Raw genomic sequence first — 16938 nt, forward strand, 5'->3', positions numbered from 1 at the left:
CGTCGCGGGAGGGATCTACCGGATGACGATTGGGTCCATCTCCTGAGGGCGTCGTTGCTTGATTCGAGGAATGTCTATGATTGATCTCGATACTATTCAGGATGCGCGCGGGCGCATCGCCGGTCACATCCTCTCGACGCCACTCGTACACTCGCCGACGCTCTCGTATATTTGCGGCGTTCCGGTGCGCCTAAAGCTTGAACATTATCAGACGACCGGCAGTTTCAAATTGCGCGGTGCGACCAATGCGATCCTCAAACTCACCGAAGCCGAGCGGGCGTGCGGAGTCATCGCTGCCTCGACGGGAAATCATGGTCGAGCGCTTTCTCATGCAGCCAAAGCGGTGGGTTCGCGTGCGACGATCTGCATGTCGCGGCTGGTGCCTAAAAACAAAGTCTTAGAAATCCGACGCCTTGGCGCAGACGTGCAGATCATTGGCAGTTCGCACGACGAAGCGCAGCAGGAGGTCGACCGCTTGGTGGCTAAAAATGGATTCGTCAGGGTGCCGCCGTTCGATCATCCGGACGTCGTGGCCGGACAAGGGACCATCGGTCTCGAAATCGTCGAGGCGATGCCGGATGTCGCCACCGTGCTCGTGCCGCTCTCCGGCGGCGGGCTGCTGGCCGGCATCGCTGCAGCGGTCAAGGGCATACGCCCGCGTACGAGGATTATAGGAATCACTATGGAGCGCGGCGCAGCGATGAAGGCGAGTCTCGACGCAGGCCGACCGGTGCAGGTCAAGGAATTTCCCAGCCTTGCCGACTCGCTCGGCGGCGGCGTCGGCCTCGACAACAAGGTGACCTTCGCCATGTGCCGAGCCCTTGTCGATGACGTAGTTTTGCTAAGCGAGAGCGAGATCGCGGGCGGCATTCGATATGCCTACGAGAAAGAACGCGAGATCCTCGAAGGCGCAGGCGCCGTCGGCATAGCAGCGCTGCTCGCTGGCAACATCGCTGGATTACGGGGGCCGGTCGCGGTCGTGCTCTCGGGCCGGAATATCGATATGGAACTGCACCGCCGCGTCATAAACGGGGACTGCGATCCGTTCAAGGAGGAGGTCTGATGCGAAGAGTGAAAATTCTGACGGAGCGCGATCTTCGGCAAATCGCGCCGTTCGACCTCGATGCGGTGCAATGCGTCGAGGATGCGTTCCATTCGCTCGCCACCAAGGCAGTCGTGATGCCGCCAGTCCTCCGGCTGGATATTCCCCAACATCGGGGCGAGGTGGACGTCAAGACCGCCTATGTGCCGGGTCTTGACAGCCTCGCCATTAAGATCAGTCCGGGCTTCTTTGATAATCCGAAGATCGGCCTGCCTAGCACCAGCGGCATGATGGTGCTGCTTTCCAGCAAAACCGGTCTGGTCCAAGCGTTGCTGCTGGACAACGGCTATTTGACCGACGTGCGTACCGCTGCCGCAGGTGCAGTGGCAGCGAAGTATCTCGCCCGCAAAGACGCGTGCGTGGCCGCAATTCTAGGTGCCGGAATGCAGGCAAAGTTGCAATTGCGCGCGCTGACGCTGGTTCGGCCGATCCACGAAGCTCGTATCTGGGCGCGCGATGCCTCCAAGACCCGAAAGGTTGCGCAGGAGCTCTCCGTGGAACTGGGCTTTTCCGTAACGGCATGTCTGGAACCGATTGAGGCCGTGGCTGGCTCACATGTTATTGTCACAACGACGCCCGCTGATCAACCGATCCTGAGTGCAACGTGGCTGCAACCTGGACACCACGTGACCGCGATGGGATCGGACGCCGAATACAAGAATGAGCTTGACCCGGCCGCGATCGCCCGTGCCGATCTCTATGTTGCGGATAGCCTCACGCAGACGCGACGCTTGGGCGAGCTTCATCACGCAATCTCGACCGGTGCAGTGGCGGAGGAGGCAAACTTTCCCGAACTTGGGCAGATTATTTCCAAGGCGAAATCGGGGCGCATCGACGACCGGCAGATCACCGTTGCCGATCTTACTGGCACGGGCGTCCAGGACACTGCCATCGCCAACTTGGCGTTCGCACGCGCGCAAGTGGCGCAAGTCGGCGCAGAATTCGAAGGCTAAGAGGCTGCCATGGCTTTGGGCGCGAATAAGATAGAGTCACGGCTGACCCCAACTTACCGAAATGCTATCGAAACCCTCATGCTTATGCCGCCTAGAGTTCTGACAGAGCTGCCATGCACGAGAGCAGGTGGGGCTGTACACAAACCGAGCCGGTGCGCTGGTTTGCGGCAGTGCTCAGTGAAAAACCCCATAGCTGACAGAAGGACCTAAAGTCATGACAAAGGGCCGCAGGCGCTCCTCCGCCCGCGAAGATCAAACTACTTATGGCGGCCAAAACCTTGCGTCCTTTTTGCGGCCCAAATCCGCGATTAGACATAGGCATGTCACCTCGAGCCTCCGTCGTTACCGGAGTCTCTCGAGCGCTCCTTTCAGCAAACGATAGCTCGAGCGAGACGTGACCGCATTCCCATCCCATGGCGGCAATGGCAATCGGAGTTTTGCGTGGTACACTCGGCTAAGCGGATCATGGGTCTTGTCTTAGATGGCTTCTTCCTTCACGACGTCATTAGTTCGATGCTCTGATCGAGACTGGTTGGCCATCACGCATGGTCCATTGCCATCCATATATGAGCGTGATTCAGGAAACAAGCAGGTAAGCACGCTAATGAGCGCGACTCTAGGTCCGCGCCCAGCCGGCAAACCCGACTAATTGTGAGCGAGAGAATCGATGAAGGTTCTTGTGCCGGTAAAGCGGGTCGTCGACTACAACGTCAAGGTCCGCGTCAAGAGTGACGGATCGGGCGTCGAGCTCGCCAACGTCAAGATGTCGATGAACCCGTTCGACGAAATCGCCGTCGAGGAAGCGTTGCGGCTCAAGGAAGCCGGCAAGGCGACCGAGGTGGTGGTGGTGTCGATCGGACCGGCGCAGGCTTCCGAGACCATCCGCACCGGTCTCGCGATGGGCGCCGACCGCGGCATCCTCGTCAAGGCCGAGGGCAATGTTGAACCGCTCGGCGTTGCGAAGATCCTGAAGTCGGTGGTTGAGGCGGAGAAGCCCGGCCTCGTCATTCTCGGCAAGCAGGCGATCGACGACGATTCCAATCAGACCGGTCAGATGCTGGCGGCGCTGCTCGGCTGGTCGCAGGCGACCTTCGCCTCCAAGCTCGAGGTCGATGGTTCCGACTTCAAGGTCACACGCGAAGTCGATGGCGGCCTGCAGACCGTCAAGCTCAAGGGCCCGGCGATCGTCACCACCGACCTCCGCCTCAACGAGCCGCGCTATGCGTCGCTGCCCAACATCATGAAAGCGAAGAAGAAGCCGATCGACGACAAGAGTGCGTCGGATTACGGCGTCGATCTCACGCCGCGCCTTGAAGTACTGAAGACCGCGGAACCGGCAGGCCGCAAGGCGGGCGTCAAGGTCAAGGACGTCGCCGAACTCGTTAGCAAGCTCAAGACCGAAGCCGGGGTTCTCTGATGACGACGCTTTTGATTGCCGAACACCACCACGAGACCCTGAAGGACTCCACCAACAAGGCGCTGACCGCGGCAAGCCAGCTCGGCGGCGACGTTCATGTGCTGATCGCCGGCGGCCAGGGCACCAAGGCGGCAGCGGAAGCCGCAGCCAAGCTCACCGGCGTCAAGAAGGTGCTGGTGGCCGAAGGGGCCGCCTATGAGCACGACCTTGCCGAGCCGCTGGCCGCGCTGATCGTCTCGCTCGCCGGCAGCTATGATGCGATCGTCGCGCCTGCGACCTCACGCTTCAAGAACGTGATGCCGCGCGTCGCAGCGCTGCTTGACGTCATGCAGGTCTCCGAGATCATCAAGGTGGTCGCGCCCGACACTTTCGAGCGGCCGATCTATGCCGGCAACGCGATCCAGACCGTGAAGTCGAAGGACGCCAAGAAGGTCATCACGGTACGCACCTCGACCTTCGCCGCGACCGGCGAGGGCGGCAGTGCGGCGATCGAGACCGTCGCGGCGGCGGCCGATCCGGGCCTCTCCTCGTTCATCGGCGAGGAAGTTGCCAAGAGCGACCGGCCGGAGCTGACCTCGGCCAAGATCATCGTGTCCGGTGGTCGCGCGATGCAGAGCCGCGAGAACTTCACCAAGTACATCGAGCCGCTCGCCGACAAGCTCGGCGCCGGCGTCGGCGCCTCGCGTGCCGCGGTCGATGCCGGCTATGCGCCGAACGACTGGCAGGTCGGCCAAACCGGCAAGGTGGTCGCCCCGGAACTCTATGTCGCGATCGGCATCTCCGGCGCGATCCAGCACCTGGCCGGCATGAAGGACTCCAAGGTGATCGTCGCCATTAACAAGGATGAGGACGCGCCGATCTTCCAGGTCGCCGATTACGGCCTGGTCGCGGACCTCTATCAGGCGGTTCCGGAGCTGACCGAAGCGCTCGGTAAAATCGACAAGTAAGCTTAGGACAATTGGCTGGGGCGGCCAAAAGCCGGCTGGTATCTCTTGTGGAGAAAGTTCGCTAGGGTTCGCGCGTTGTTCAGCAACGCTCATGCTGCGTAACAAGGACTTCGACGAGATGAGTGGTTCGCTTGAACGCAGAGATTGTCAATGAATCTTGGCGTACCTCTTGGGTTGGGCGCTACCTAGATGCGCAGGGCGCGATTGCACCGGAGATCACTGTAACTCCTTCCAAATCAATCGCCTAAAACGAAGCTTGGATAATCAAGGCCGGCGCTCGATGCTGCTGACGAGCGTGATCGCGTGGTGCTGCATGCCTCACCATTGCCTGTCGTCGCAAGCTTCCGAGAGTTAAACCGCATGAGTACGGGCAAGAGGCTTATGATGTTCGCCACTGCCCGGGCGGAGGCATGGATCTCCTGGAGCTGATGCTCATAGCTCTCGGCTCGATCTATGAACGGCGATAGCGCGTCTGATCGACTCGCGATTTGCTATGATTGGAGGGAGGACGGAAGACGCTATACACCAGCTTCACTTCCTCAGTAAGTCCCGCTGGCTCGATCGCACCAAAGTTCATTTCGTCTCTCGTGCCTTACTCGCGTAGAACCGCAGGTGGACGCCCTAGTGAAAAGGCGGCGATTTCTCCTAATCAGTCGCAGAATTTCGGAGCGAGCGGGGCAATATTAGGAAATTTCGGCTTCAGGAGCCCGATATATCTGCGCAAAATACTCGCTACGTTATGCCATTCGGCACTCTTAGCCATACCGAACGTTCCGACAACTTTGGTGACCTCGTCGCATTTCATGCTGCGACATCAAAAGCCGCGCGGTTTAACCTCCGAATTTGAGCTCGCCGCATTGTGCAACGTCGGCGTGCTTGCATCGTCGAGAGAGCTCGACAGCTATCTTGACGGACGTCCTCAGGACTTAAACATGAAAGCTATCCAAATTAATGGAAAGACCATCGCCGAGGCCCTTAGGGCTCGCGTCGCGCGCGATGTGGCGTTGCTCCAAACCGAATGTAATGTCACGCCGGGCTTGGCGGTCGTGCTAGTCGGAGAGGATCCGGCCAGTTCGGTTTATGTAAAGATGAAAGCCAGACAAGCGCACGCCGTGGGATTCAGATCTCAGCAATTCCTGCTGCCGAGCAATGTCTATGAAGCCGATCTGCTAGGATTAATCGATGAGCTTAACGCTGACGATTCCATCGATGGCCTCCTTGTTCAGCTTCCGCTGCCCGGGCACATCGACCTTTGGCGGGTGCTGGAGGCAATCAATCCGGCCAAGGACGTGGACGGCTTTCATCCGTACAATGTTGGCAGATTGGCAGCGGGTCGACCGGCTCTCGTCCCTTGCACTCCACTAGGGATTGTCCATCTTATCAAGACCGTCGTGAGCGACTTGAACGGGCAGGATGTTGTCGTCATTGGTCGCTCGAATATCGTCGGAAAGCCTCTGGCACTTCTGCTCGGCGATGCTGGATGTACCGTGACAGGCGCGCAGCTCCAGACGCGAAACCTGCCGGACCTCTGTCGAAAGTCTGACATTGTCGTCGCCGCCGCCGGCTGCGCGGGGTTGGTCCGGGGCGATTGGCTCAAGCCAGGCGCGATTGTCATTGATGTCGGCATCAATCGTGCACTCGATTCGACCGGAACTGCCAAGATTGTCGGAGATGTAGCTTTCGCGGAAGCGAGTAAGCGCGCGAGCTACATAACTCCGGTGCCTGGCGGTGTCGGCCCCATGACTGTTGCTTACTTGCTCGCGAACACCGTTAATGCGGCAGTTTCTCGCCGAGGTTTATCGTTGGCGATGGATCGCGAAGCTCGCCACGTTGGACCATCCTGTCTCCGAGAGCAAAGTCTTGAGGTGGATCTGCAGCGGGCAACTTAGGAGGATCCGGGTGTCACCGGCCGTTTAGGACCGCTTCATGCAATCGCTCTGTTTGTGGCGCTTGACAAAGCATGCCGCTTGTCGGTGACAATACAGGGCCCGGCAACCCGCCACCCGCCATCCAACCGGTTCTTGAGGCTGAGCTGAGTCTGGCTAGTCGTCCGTGAAGAACTCGATTCAGCTCGGAACGAGCTGAGTGGGAGGATGAGCTGGGCAAGGATTTGGTGCAACAGAAGCTCGAGCCAGCGGATGAGGCGACGGAAGTTGTCGCCGGCGGCGGCGAGGACGGCATTGGTGGCATCGCCCTGGCCGTGCCAGAGATAGTTCCGGCCCATCCGATGTTCGGATTTGAGATGGCCGATGACCGGCTCGATGGCCGAGCGGCGGCGCATCTCGCGTTTGATCTTGGGCGTCACCCGCCGCTTCTGCCCTGAGATGCACACCCTGAACTTGTAGTCGGGTGGGGCATTGTAGCCGCGATAGCCTTTGTCGAGAACGAGCCGCTCGATGATGTTGCCAATCAGCGCCTCCATCCTCCATCTCCGGGACCACGGTCTTGAGCGTATGACCGTCATAGGGGGTTGCCCGGCAGCGCCGTCACATGGGTGACAAACGGCCGCCGCGGGCCGGCGCCAGCGTCGTAGTGACGGAGACCTTGACCCCGAACTCATAAGGCCGGTGGGCCTTGCCCTTGCCGATGCACTCCACCTCCGGCGCGTGCAGCGAGTAGACCTTCGGTTCACGCTGTTGCTGCTTCTGGTCAAGCACCCGTCGCGCCAGCGCCAGCATGCGGCCGAGGACAATCTCACCGCGCAAGTCGGTGCGGCCTTCGATATTGCAGGTGATGTCGCGGATGACGCGGTCGAGATAGGTTCGGAGCGTCCTCAAGGCTCGGTTGGCGCGCTCGAACTGCTTGGCGTGGGCATAGCGCTGATGCTTGATCAGCGCGAACTTGCCCACCCGCGCATAGGATTGCCGCAACGCGAGGCCCTGCCGTTTTGCCAGCCGGACCAGGATCTCGCGGGCGCGGTTGAGAAGCCTGGCATCGGTTGGGAACATCACGTTCTTGGGCGGCACCGTGGTGTCGACGATGGCGCGGTTGAGGTCGGACGGCTTGATCGCCTCGGTCTTGGTGGCGACCGAGAGGCTCTCCTGCAGCAGCGCTTGCAGCTTCTTCTCGCCCATCCGTTGGCGTCAGCGAGGAGCGATCGAACACCAAGCGGTGCTGGAAGAACTCCTCGCCGCAGAAGAACTGGTAGTAGGGATTCTCCACCCAGCGCTCGCACAGCGCCTCGTCGGAGACGTCGTAGGTGTGCTTGAGGGTGGCAAGTCCCGCCATCAGCCGCGTTGGCAGCGGCGGCCGGCCCGGCTTGTCTTCGTAGGCCGCGCCAAACCGCTCCTCGAGGAACGACCAGTCGATCGCCCGCGAAAGCTTCACCAGCGCATGGTTCATGTCGATGATCGCGTCCAGCCGCGACCGCAGAAGATCGGCCTGTCCGCTGTCCCGTCGTTCCGTGGGTCGCATCGTCCCCTCCGGTGCGACCAAGGAATCACGACCCGCGATTCGAAGGAATCGCAAAAATGAAATTACAAGCGGGCCTTCGAACCCAAAAAACTTGCAATCTCAAACCTCGCTCCGCTCCAAAAAATTGACTCCCGCTCAATGGATTGGGAGGTTCTTCACGGACGATTGGCTAGCTTCGTCGACAGGGTCACCTAGTGGTGGGCTCGGACGCCGAGCACAAGATGGCGGTGGCGTCGTCACGAGCCTCGAACAGGACAGGGGCGGTCGTCAATATCCCCTTTTTGCGATGGCGCGCGCGGCCTCGGCGAGGCCTCGCGATAGTCGGAATGTGCGACCGCGGTCATGCGTCGAGCACGCTCGACGAACATCTGCCCCTTGAGCTCGGCGGCGCCGAATTCGGTGATGATGATGTCGACCTCGCTGCGGCCGGTCGTCATGGGACCGCCGAGCGTCGGCACAATCCGGCTGCCCTTGTTGCCGACGGTCGCAGGAAGCGCGATGATCGAGCGGCCGCCCGCTGCCGAGAATTTTCGTCGCCTAGTAGATATCAGTGCCACAGCGGCGATTTCCTTCGCGCAATCCAGAGTCATGCGCAGATCCTCGAAGAGCGACTTTGGAAACTGGCCGCTGTATCTCTCGACGGTTTCTCGTCGAGATCAGGACATCTTGAGATCACGTCTGTAAGTGTACTCCTGACCCTTTGAAGAGTTTCTTGAAGTCGCTGACACAACAACACATTGGCTCTCGGAATCGAGCAATCGTCGCGTTTGGCACGTGCGATTGCTTGATCGTAGCGCCGCCGGCGACAAGCCGTTCGTGACCATGCGAGCGAGAGCGTCCGTGATCGTCAGTCGCCTAACCGGCAAGGGTAAAGCGCACAAGCTTATCTCCAGGTGTCCTGGCAGACGAAGGGCAGGCGTCGTGGGCCAACGCGCAGTCTAGGTCTCGGACGTCCATCCGTGCTCGGACTGGGGAAGGCCGCGACGCCGCGCCCTTCGTCCTGCGCTCGGGCCTGACACAAGGCGCCTGGCCGAGCAGACCACAATGCCCCAGACCCTCAAGTTTTGGAATAAGTCCGGACCGACGGCCAGGCTCAGGAAGAAGAAATGGTTCAGGGCGTTAGCTACGCCACGTAATGTCCCAATCCTCCGCCAGACGTTTACTCCTAGTTCAAACGGGGGGCAGCCGCAATAGACGGCGAAACGACAATATCGCATGCAAACGGCATTCACGTCGCTATCGGGTGCAGCCATCGCGGCTGGTGTACCTCAATCAGCCAAGTCCTCGATGTCACGGCGGTCACCGTTTTGAGGAATGAATCAACAAGCTTTGACGTCGTTGTGATCGGGAACGAGTCTACAGCCCTCTATCTGCGCGATTTGAACGCCGGCTAAAAGCGACTGGATACCGGCCGGAGTTATCTATGTCGACGGCAATGCGTCGTGCCGGCCGGTCGCTCCAAAGCTCAGATCACCTCGCGTGGCTTGCTCGCCTCAGCGCCAAGGTCAATGGCATAAAGCTTCAGTTTTGCCGATCGGGCGCAGAATTTCCGCTCCGCGAAGGCCTAGATTAATTAAATTCAAATCCAGGGCCAGCTAGTATTTGCGCGAGCGATGGAGCTTTCCGGTTGAGCAAGGTCACAGAATCAAAGCCCGAGAGGGAGATCGAATTTTGCACACGTCCTTACAGCGCGCATGCTCCATTGCCCATGACTCGTTGCTGATTATCAGACGCAACAAAGGCGCTCGATATCGCGCGAATGGGTTATCACATACCGCGGAAGGGCATCAAGATCGAGTATCAGCTGATGTGCCGCTCCGCTAACACGGTCAGCGCCTAGAAGGACCAGCGATATCCTTGCGCTGCGTTCGGGCGTACATCCAGTCAGTTTCTGAGTTGTGGAATGCAAAGCAAGCTGCCCTCTCATGCGGAATACGTCATCGTCGGTGGTGGAATCATTGGCCTGTCCATCGCCTATCACCTCACGCGCCTCGGGCATCGGGACGTTCTGCTGCTCGAGCGCGACCGGCTCACTTGCGGTACTACCTGGCATGCGGCAGGACTTGTCACCCAGCTTCGAGCCAATGAGAACATGGCGAAGCTCGCCCAGTACACGGCGGAGTTGTTCCAGGAGCTTGAGCGGCTGACCGGCCAAGCCACCGGCTTTCGACAATGTGGGTCGATCACCGTCGCGGCAACACCTGCGCGGCTGGAGGAGCTGAAGCGGGGTGCGTCGATGGGGCGATCCTTTGGTCTAGATGTCGAGATCATCGACGCCGCGGAAGCCGCGCGACGCGTACCCTTGCTCGACGTGGCCGACGTACTTGGCGCGGCATGGATCGCCTCCGACGGCAAGACAAATCCGGTGGACACTGCGCGCGCGTTTGCGGCTGGAGCGCGGCAGGGCGGAGCAAAAATCCTGGAACTCACACCGGTCACTCGCATACTGACCGAAGCGGAACGAATCGCCGGCGTCGAAACCGCGGAAGGTGTCGTGCGCACCGAAAAGGTCGTCATCTGCGCGGGGATGTGGTCTCGCGCTCTGGCTGCCGATCTCAATTGGACGGTGCCGCTGCACGCGGCAGAGCATTTCTACGTACTGACGGAGTCCATTGCGGGTTTGTCACCCGATACTCCCACGGTACGCGATCTTGATGCATGCTTCTATGCAAAAGAAGACGCCGGTAAAATGCTGGTGGGTTTCTTCGAACTGAACGGCAAGCCCTGGGGTATGGAGGGCATTCCGCGTGAGTTCAGTTTCGATTCACTGCCTGACGATTTCGAACATATCGAGCCTTACCTTGCCGGTGCCATGAAACGCATGCCGGCACTGGAAAATCTGGGACTGCAACTGAGCTTCAATGGGCCGGAGAGCTTTACGCCCGACAATCGATTCCTGTTGGGGCCTGCCCCCGACATCGCGGGCCTTTATGTGGCCTCGGGTTTCAATTCGTGCGGTATCGAGTCGTCTGGCGGCGCTGGCAAAGTTATGGCCGAGTGGATGTCAACAGGCGTGCCCGCCAACGACTATTGGGAAATGGACGTGCGACGCGCCATGCCATTCCAGCGCAATCGTCGATATTTGCGCGATCGAACCGGTGAGGCAGTTGGGCTCCTTTACGCTCTGCATCGGCCTCACAAATCACCTGCGACTGCTCGTAACGTGCGCGTCTCGCCGCTGCACGATCGGCTCGCAGCCGCTGGCGCGAAGTTCGGCGAGGCCGCTGGGTGGGAGCGCGTGCAATGGTTTGGCGCGCCGGACGCGCCGGTGCACGCCCACGCTACCTTTGCTCGCGACGATTGGTTCAAGGCGAGCGGGGCTGAACACGCAGCCACTCGCTCCGGGGTCACGCTGTTTGACCAGACCTCCTTTGCGCATCTGCTGGTGCAGGGTCGTGATGCGCTCGCCTTTCTTCAGCGTCTCTCCACTAACGACGTTGACGTTCCAGTGGGTCGTATCGTGTACACGCCATGGCTCAATGAGCGAGGCGGCATGGAGTCCGACGTCACGATCGCGCGAACGGGCGACGGCGAGTTCCTGGTGGTCACGGCGGCCGTGCAGCGCATCCGGGATCTCGCTTGGCTGCGAATGCATGCCAAAGGGGCGGGCCACGTGTTCGTCACCGACGTGTCGTCGGGCTACGCGTGCCTTTCCGTCATGGGGCCGCGTTCGCGAGAGCTGCTCATTCGCGTGAGCCCGGCGGATTTTTCTGATGCCGCATTTCCCTTCGCGACGGCGCGAGAAATCGAGATTGGCTATGGCATGGCGCTCGCTTTTCGCATGACTTTCGTCGGAGAACTCGGATGGGAGCTGCACATCCCGACCGAGCAAGCGCTGAGTGTTTATGATGCACTGATCGCTGCGGGACGCGATCTCGATCTGCGCCAAGCGGGTTACGTCGCACTGAACACGTTGCGCCTCGAGGCGGGTTACCGGGATTGGGGCGCGGACGTGAGCGATGAAGATTCTCCGCTCGAAGCGGGACTGGGGTTCACGATCGCCTGGAACAAGGGCGAGGATTTCATTGGGCGAGCGGTCCTTGAATCACAGCGCGCACACATTCCGCGCCGACGTCTTGTTCAATTGGCCGCGCCCCGGGCGGCACCGCTCATGTTCGGAACAGAGCCAGTTTGGCGCAATGGATCGCTCGTCGGCTACCTGCGCTCCGCGGGCTTTGGCCACACGCTGGACTGCGGTGTCGGCATGGGGTATCTGCACTGCGAGAGCGGGGTGAGTGCCGAATGGCTATCTAAAGGAAGTTTTGAGATAGAGATAGCGGGCGAGAGGCACGCTGCCATCGCATCCGTTCGAGCCTTCTACGATTTGAATCGCACTAGAGTGAAGGGCGAGAGGAGCAACGTCGAAGACCTCATCGCCCCAGAGCTGATTCAAGCTCGCTCCAAGGCGTGACTTTCAAGATCCGCCTTTCTTCAACGCAGTTTACGAAGAGCCGCCGGGCCGTCATTGCTATGTCTGACCTTTCCATGATCCTCGCCTTTTCCGGCCCTGATCGTCCAGGCATCGTATCGGCGGTCTCGAGTCTTCTGTTCGAAGCTGGCTGTAACATCCTCGACGCTCAGCAATTCGATGATACGGAGACCGGTCATTTCTTTATGCGTGTTGTCTTCGATCGCCTTGATCAGGCGAAATCAGAGACAGAAATCGCTGCATCGATCGATGACCTCGCCAAGCGCCTAGCCATACGATTCACTCTGCGGCAGAGTTCCGCAAAAAAACGTGTGATGCTTCTGGTTTCTAAATTCGATCATTGTCTGGCCGATTTGCTCTATCGCTGGCGAATCGGCGAACTGCCAATGGAGGTGACTGCAATCGTCTCCAACCATGGCCGCGAGCACCTGGTCTCCACCGATCTGATGGAGCTGCCGTTCTACCATTTGCCCGTCACCAAGCAGACCAAAATGGAGCAGGAGGCACGAATTTGGGAGCTCGTGCAGGAGACCAATACGGATCTTGTTGTACTCGCGCGTTACATGCAGATTCTGTCGGACGGTTTCTCGGCCAAATTGTCAGGGCGCTGCATTAACATTCACCACTCCTTTCTGCCAGGCTTCAAAGGTGCCAGGCCGTATCACCAGGCCCACGAACGTGGCGTCAAGCTAATCGGAGCGACAGCGCATTATGTGACCTCCGATCTCGACGAGGGACCGATCATCGAACAGGACGTCGAGCGGATCTCACACCGCGACACGCCGGACGATCTCGTCCGCAAGGGCCGCGACATCGAACGGCGCGTACTCGCCCGCGCCGTGCACCATCACCTTGAGGATCGTGTGGTGCTGAATGGCAAAAAGACTGTCGTCTTCACAAGCTGATAGGAGCTTTGACGCGCCGAAGTAGAGTTGCTCCAGAGGTGCGGCGAGGTGCTGCGGCGAAGAATGCAGGTGGTTATCTACATAATTGTGCCCAACGGCACACGAAGTCCGCACTTCAACGTCTTCTGGACAAAATCGGAGGCAGCTTCATCATGGGGCCTTTGAAGGGGATTCGCGTCCTTGATCTTACAACGGTGCTCATGGGTCCGTTGGCGACCCAGACTATGGGAGACTTCGGTGCCGACGTGATCAAGGTCGAAGCACCAGAAGGAGATATTGCTCGGCATGTTGGTCCGAGCCGCCACGCCGGTATGGGGCCGCTTTTCCTGAACGCGAACCGTTCCAAACGCAGTATTGTATTGGATTTGAAGAAGCCGGCGGGGCGGAATGTAGTCCTCAGGCTTGCTAAGAACGCCGATGTAGTCGTTTCGAACATCCGGCCGCTCGCCATGGCGCGGCTCGGGCTCTCTTACGAAGAGTTTGCCAAGGCTAATCCTCGGATCATTTACGCTGCGCTGGTCGGATTCGACCAGAGCGGACCCTACGCTGAGCGTCCCGCCTATGACGATCTAATCCAGGGGGGCTCCTGCCTTGCCTACAGCTTCAGCCGTGCCGGTCTGCGTCCCGCCTATGTGCCCTCGGCCATTGCCGACCGATTCGTCGGGACTGCCGCAGTCAATGCCATTCTTTCAGCAATCATCGAGCGCAATGAATCCGGCCTCGGTCAGAAGGTCGAGGTTCCAATGTATGAAATCATGGTGTCCCTCGTACTCGGAGATCATCTTGGCGGACTGACGTACGAACCGCCGCTCGATAAGGGGGGCTACGCCCGCCAGCTGTCGCCGGAGCGCCGCCCATATCGGACCAAGGACGGCTATGTCTGCGCGCTCATCTATACTGACGGACATTGGGAACGGTTTTTTAAGGCGATCGGCCGACCAGACATCCCGGAAGCGGATGCTCGCTTCACAAGCTTTGCAACGCGCATGGCCAATATCGATGAGGTCTATGCCGAGCTGGGGCGCATTCTGCTAACAAAAACGACCGCGGAATGGCTTCGACTATTCCTTGAAGCCGACGTGCCCGCAATGCCAATGCATAGCTACGAATCTGTGCTTGAAGACGATCATCTAAAGGCGACGGGCTTTTTCAGGGTAGTTGATCATCCAAGTGAGGGGATGCTGCGGAGCATGGCGGTTCCAACTCGTTTCTCGCGCACCGAAGTAACGCCAGATCGTTTGGCGCCGCAGCTGGGTGAGCATGGCCGCGGAATTCTCATGGAGGCTGGTTTTGGCGCCGATCAGATCGACGAAATGGTGACCTCCGGTTCTCTTTGGGTTCCTGCACATGACAAAACTGATGGAATTTGGCCCAAATGAAGTTTGACAATTTGCCAGCGAGGCGATCGGCAGGATTCGCGCCGGCTTGGTGGGCGCGATCAGGACGGCACTTCCCGCAGGAATGCTATGAAGTGCTCGCAAAGGAAGAAAATGAGAGCATCTCATTGGCCCAGGCGGTCGCCCCTGTTTTGTCAACGCGTGCCGAATGGCACTCTCCAAGCGATCGTGCCAGCGCGATGCACCGTTGCCCGCAATGAGACCAGAATTCCGACCGTATCAGGCCCTGCGTGAGGGGCAATTCGGCTTTAAAGCCGGCTATTTGCGTGTCAAACGAATGGTGCAGTTTACGCAGAAGGTCTTTTGGGAGGAATTGAAATGGAGACGACGAACAGTCAGGCATCTCTTGGCGCGCGGGCCTCAGCCTGTCGGCTTTTCGCGCGATGAGCGCGCTTTCCCGAACGAAGCGTTCGCAGGAGCTTGTCAGAATAGGCTCGTCGATATTCTGCCTGCAGTTTGGACAGAAGCTCGCTGCCCGTCCGCCATGGTTCGAACCATGCTCGTAGTTCGACGGTTACACGAACGAATGGATCGGGCCGCCGCCGTTCTCTCTTCGCTTTCATGATCGGCTCGTCTGTCGGCCGTGTCCGGCCAACTTTCCAGGCTGTTCGTAAGCTTGCGAGGAAGAGCTCGATCGACTGTGGCGCCGCGGAGGAGTCGCTTGCAGGGTTTGTGTCGGCAAGCGCGGCGAGGGATTCCTGCGCGGCCCGAATGTCGCGAACAGCACGACAGAATCCAGTTCGGCGTAGATTGCCTACAAACATGCGCGAACTTCGTCGGGCGTGCGGGCATCGGCGACCGAGCGCTGATGCGGTGTCGCTGGCGCGCTGTACGTTTTTGCGCACCCGCGCGCCGTCGCGTCGTTTTCCGACGAGCTTGAACGACGGTTGGAGAAGTTCACGAACAGTCGTGTCGCGCGCCAGAGCTGAGCCAGCAAAGAGGCCGTCTCAGGCCCTCAAACTGGCGATAGCCGACGTCGCACGACCGAACCGTTCTTTTGCTCGACAAACGCCTGGTAGTTCTTACGGTACGGCCGAAAGCGCATGAAACGCCGAGATCATCCCGATCCTGAAGGCTGCGCCTGGAATCCGCGTGATCGGCTTGCTGGACGAGTTACGCCGAAGGGCATCCCGACGTCAATCCCAACATCGGACGCACGCTGGAGCGGCGCATCAATGCCTGACGGGCGCTCGACGGCCCCGAACAGCACGTGATCTTCCGCCAGGAGCACGAGCCCGGACGTCTGGGTCTGTCCAACTTCACCGACAAGCGGTCCGGCATTTCCATCGCGGGTGAAGCACTCGATCACCGGCTCTATCACTTCCAACTGACGTTCTCCGGCTTCGAGCATGCCCATGTCGTCCTCGGTGGCGAAAGCGTCACCGGCCCTGGCCGAGGGTTTGCAGAACGCCGCCCTGTGGGCGCTCGGCGGCGTTCCGCGGGAGCATCGCAGCGACAGCCTATCGGCCGGGTTCCGCAATCTAGCGGCCCGTCGTTTCGGAATGCTCTATCGACTGGAGGTGAGACAGTGGAATTGGCACCGTTCACCAATAAGAGGATCGTCATATCTGTCGGTATTTGCTCATGGTTGCTTGAGCCGCTTCTGACAGGCAGTCCCGAGCAAACGCGTTATGCGCCTGCACGTCCAGTTGCTCTGCATCCATCATCACAAAAGGCTGAAAATAGGTTTTGACCGAAGAGACCGCCTCTGATGGTAGAGCGGCAAGTCCCTTCGCGACGTCGAGAGCCTTTCCGAGTGCCTCGCCATTGTCGACGACGTAGTCAACGATCCCCAGTCTCTGTGCCTCGTGCCCATCAATCTTCTCCGCTCCCCAACTCAGGAGGCGGGCACGCATCGGACCAACCCGGCTCATCAAGGCGCGCATGCCCCAGATGGGCAGCCATCCGCTGGGCACTTCCGGAAGATGCCATTTCGCGTCGCCGCTGCTCACTACCACATCGCAAGCGATCGCCAACATGAACCCGCCGCCGAGCGCATAGCCTTCGACTGACGCGATGACCGGCTTCGTCAACGCAGAAATCGATCGGACGACCGATGCGGTCTCAGCTTCGTGTTCGCGCATGTCGGCACTGGAGAGAGAGGCAAGCTCTTTCAAATCACTGCCAGCGCAGAACGCGGGAGGGGCTCCGGTGATGATGACGGCCCGTACCGTATCATCGGCGTCTAGGCGTCGCAGAGAGGCTGACAGGGTGCGGATCAGCGTGGTTCCAAGCGCATTACGCCTGTCGGGCCGGTCTATGGTGATGATGCCAATTGAGCCGCTCTTCTCCGATCTGATCATTCGTTCTCCTCGACAACGCCCGAGGGCCGGCCGTCCCGAGCCCACCATGGAATCTGACTTGATTTAATAGA

General features: G+C 59.6%; 10 protein-coding genes and 3 pseudogenes. 9 read left to right on the forward strand and 4 right to left on the reverse strand.

Annotated features, from left to right (window positions below):
• Nucleotides 1–76 precede the first annotated feature (76 nt).
• The 5 genes from eutB to folD all read left to right on the forward strand — a co-directional run bounded on the left by eutB (nucleotide 77) and on the right by folD (nucleotide 6308).
• A complete protein-coding gene (gene eutB, locus P6U30_RS10920) occupies nucleotides 77–1063 on the forward strand; it encodes a hydroxyectoine utilization dehydratase EutB (protein WP_407169156.1) in 987 nt (328 codons plus the stop codon).
• On the forward strand, nucleotides 1063–2055 hold the full coding sequence (gene eutC / locus P6U30_RS10925) for an ectoine utilization protein EutC (RefSeq protein WP_407169157.1): 993 nt from the start codon (nucleotides 1063–1065) through the stop codon (nucleotides 2053–2055). The genes eutB and eutC overlap by 1 nt, the downstream gene beginning before the upstream one ends.
• A gap of 667 nt (nucleotides 2056–2722) precedes the next feature.
• Nucleotides 2723–3472 carry an electron transfer flavoprotein subunit beta/FixA family protein gene (locus tag P6U30_RS10930; RefSeq protein ID WP_407169158.1) on the forward strand — a complete coding sequence of 250 codons (750 nt, stop codon included), beginning with the start codon at nucleotides 2723–2725 and terminating at the stop codon, nucleotides 3470–3472.
• Nucleotides 3472–4419, forward strand: coding sequence for an electron transfer flavoprotein subunit alpha/FixB family protein (locus tag P6U30_RS10935; protein WP_407169159.1), 948 nt, complete (start codon nucleotides 3472–3474; stop codon nucleotides 4417–4419). Before P6U30_RS10930 ends, P6U30_RS10935 begins: the two co-directional genes overlap by 1 nt.
• A gap of 932 nt (nucleotides 4420–5351) precedes the next feature.
• Nucleotides 5352–6308 (forward strand): bifunctional methylenetetrahydrofolate dehydrogenase/methenyltetrahydrofolate cyclohydrolase FolD, encoded by a 957-nt coding sequence (gene folD / locus P6U30_RS10940; protein ID WP_407170422.1) that lies wholly within the window; start codon nucleotides 5352–5354, stop codon nucleotides 6306–6308.
• A 188-nt stretch (nucleotides 6309–6496) separates the two neighbouring features.
• Here folD and P6U30_RS10945 read toward each other — a convergent pair.
• A pseudogene (locus P6U30_RS10945) lies at nucleotides 6497–7833 on the reverse strand (IS5 family transposase); the annotation flags it as partial.
• Between the two features lie 236 nt (nucleotides 7834–8069).
• The gene (locus tag P6U30_RS10950) at nucleotides 8070–8423 is read right to left on the reverse strand and encodes an acetyl-CoA hydrolase/transferase C-terminal domain-containing protein (RefSeq protein WP_407169160.1); all 354 of its coding nucleotides are present in this window, start codon (nucleotides 8421–8423) and stop codon (nucleotides 8070–8072) included.
• A gap of 1313 nt (nucleotides 8424–9736) precedes the next feature.
• Here P6U30_RS10950 and P6U30_RS10955 point away from each other — a divergent pair.
• The 3 genes from P6U30_RS10955 (at nucleotide 9737) to P6U30_RS10965 (ending at nucleotide 14546) form a co-directional block, all read left to right on the forward strand.
• Nucleotides 9737–12244, forward strand: coding sequence for an FAD-dependent oxidoreductase (locus P6U30_RS10955; protein ID WP_407169161.1), 2508 nt, complete (start codon nucleotides 9737–9739; stop codon nucleotides 12242–12244).
• Nucleotides 12245–12303: 59 nt separating this feature from the next.
• Nucleotides 12304–13167, forward strand: coding sequence for a formyltetrahydrofolate deformylase (gene purU, locus P6U30_RS10960; protein WP_407170423.1), 864 nt, complete (start codon nucleotides 12304–12306; stop codon nucleotides 13165–13167).
• A gap of 152 nt (nucleotides 13168–13319) precedes the next feature.
• Complete coding sequence (locus P6U30_RS10965) at nucleotides 13320–14546, forward strand: CaiB/BaiF CoA transferase family protein (protein ID WP_407169162.1); 1227 nt, start codon at nucleotides 13320–13322, stop codon at nucleotides 14544–14546.
• Between the two features lie 353 nt (nucleotides 14547–14899).
• Here P6U30_RS10965 and P6U30_RS10970 read toward each other — a convergent pair.
• Nucleotides 14900–15612: pseudogene (locus tag P6U30_RS10970) on the reverse strand (ISNCY family transposase); the annotation flags it as partial.
• A 5-nt stretch (nucleotides 15613–15617) separates the two neighbouring features.
• Between P6U30_RS10970 and P6U30_RS10975 the strand changes: the two are divergent.
• Nucleotides 15618–16048: pseudogene (locus tag P6U30_RS10975) on the forward strand (IS21 family transposase); the annotation flags it as partial.
• Nucleotides 16049–16126: 78 nt separating this feature from the next.
• Here the strand turns inward: P6U30_RS10975 and P6U30_RS10980 are convergent.
• On the reverse strand, nucleotides 16127–16867 hold the full coding sequence (locus P6U30_RS10980; RefSeq protein WP_407169163.1) for an enoyl-CoA hydratase/isomerase family protein: 741 nt from the start codon (nucleotides 16865–16867) through the stop codon (nucleotides 16127–16129).
• Nucleotides 16868–16938: the final 71 nt, after the last annotated feature.

Source organism: Bradyrhizobium sp. ORS 111 (assembly GCF_045571485.1).
Classification (GTDB): Bacteria; Pseudomonadota; Alphaproteobacteria; order Rhizobiales; family Xanthobacteraceae; genus Bradyrhizobium.

Excerpts from the sequence above, each read along its gene's own strand:
- eutB (WP_407169156.1), top strand. The coding sequence starts at position 77 with ATGATTGATCTCGATACTATTCAGGATGCGCGCGGGCGCATCGCCGGT.
- eutC (WP_407169157.1), top strand. The coding sequence starts at position 1,063 with ATGCGAAGAGTGAAAATTCTGACGGAGCGCGATCTTCGGCAAATCGCG.
- P6U30_RS10930 (WP_407169158.1), top strand. The coding sequence starts at position 2,723 with ATGAAGGTTCTTGTGCCGGTAAAGCGGGTCGTCGACTACAACGTCAAG.
- P6U30_RS10935 (WP_407169159.1), top strand. The coding sequence starts at position 3,472 with ATGACGACGCTTTTGATTGCCGAACACCACCACGAGACCCTGAAGGAC.
- folD (WP_407170422.1), top strand. The coding sequence starts at position 5,352 with ATGAAAGCTATCCAAATTAATGGAAAGACCATCGCCGAGGCCCTTAGG.
- P6U30_RS10950 (WP_407169160.1), bottom strand. The coding sequence starts at position 8,423 with ATGACTCTGGATTGCGCGAAGGAAATCGCCGCTGTGGCACTGATATCT.
- P6U30_RS10955 (WP_407169161.1), top strand. The coding sequence starts at position 9,737 with ATGCAAAGCAAGCTGCCCTCTCATGCGGAATACGTCATCGTCGGTGGT.
- purU (WP_407170423.1), top strand. The coding sequence starts at position 12,304 with ATGTCTGACCTTTCCATGATCCTCGCCTTTTCCGGCCCTGATCGTCCA.
- P6U30_RS10965 (WP_407169162.1), top strand. The coding sequence starts at position 13,320 with ATGGGGCCTTTGAAGGGGATTCGCGTCCTTGATCTTACAACGGTGCTC.
- P6U30_RS10980 (WP_407169163.1), bottom strand. The coding sequence starts at position 16,867 with ATGATCAGATCGGAGAAGAGCGGCTCAATTGGCATCATCACCATAGAC.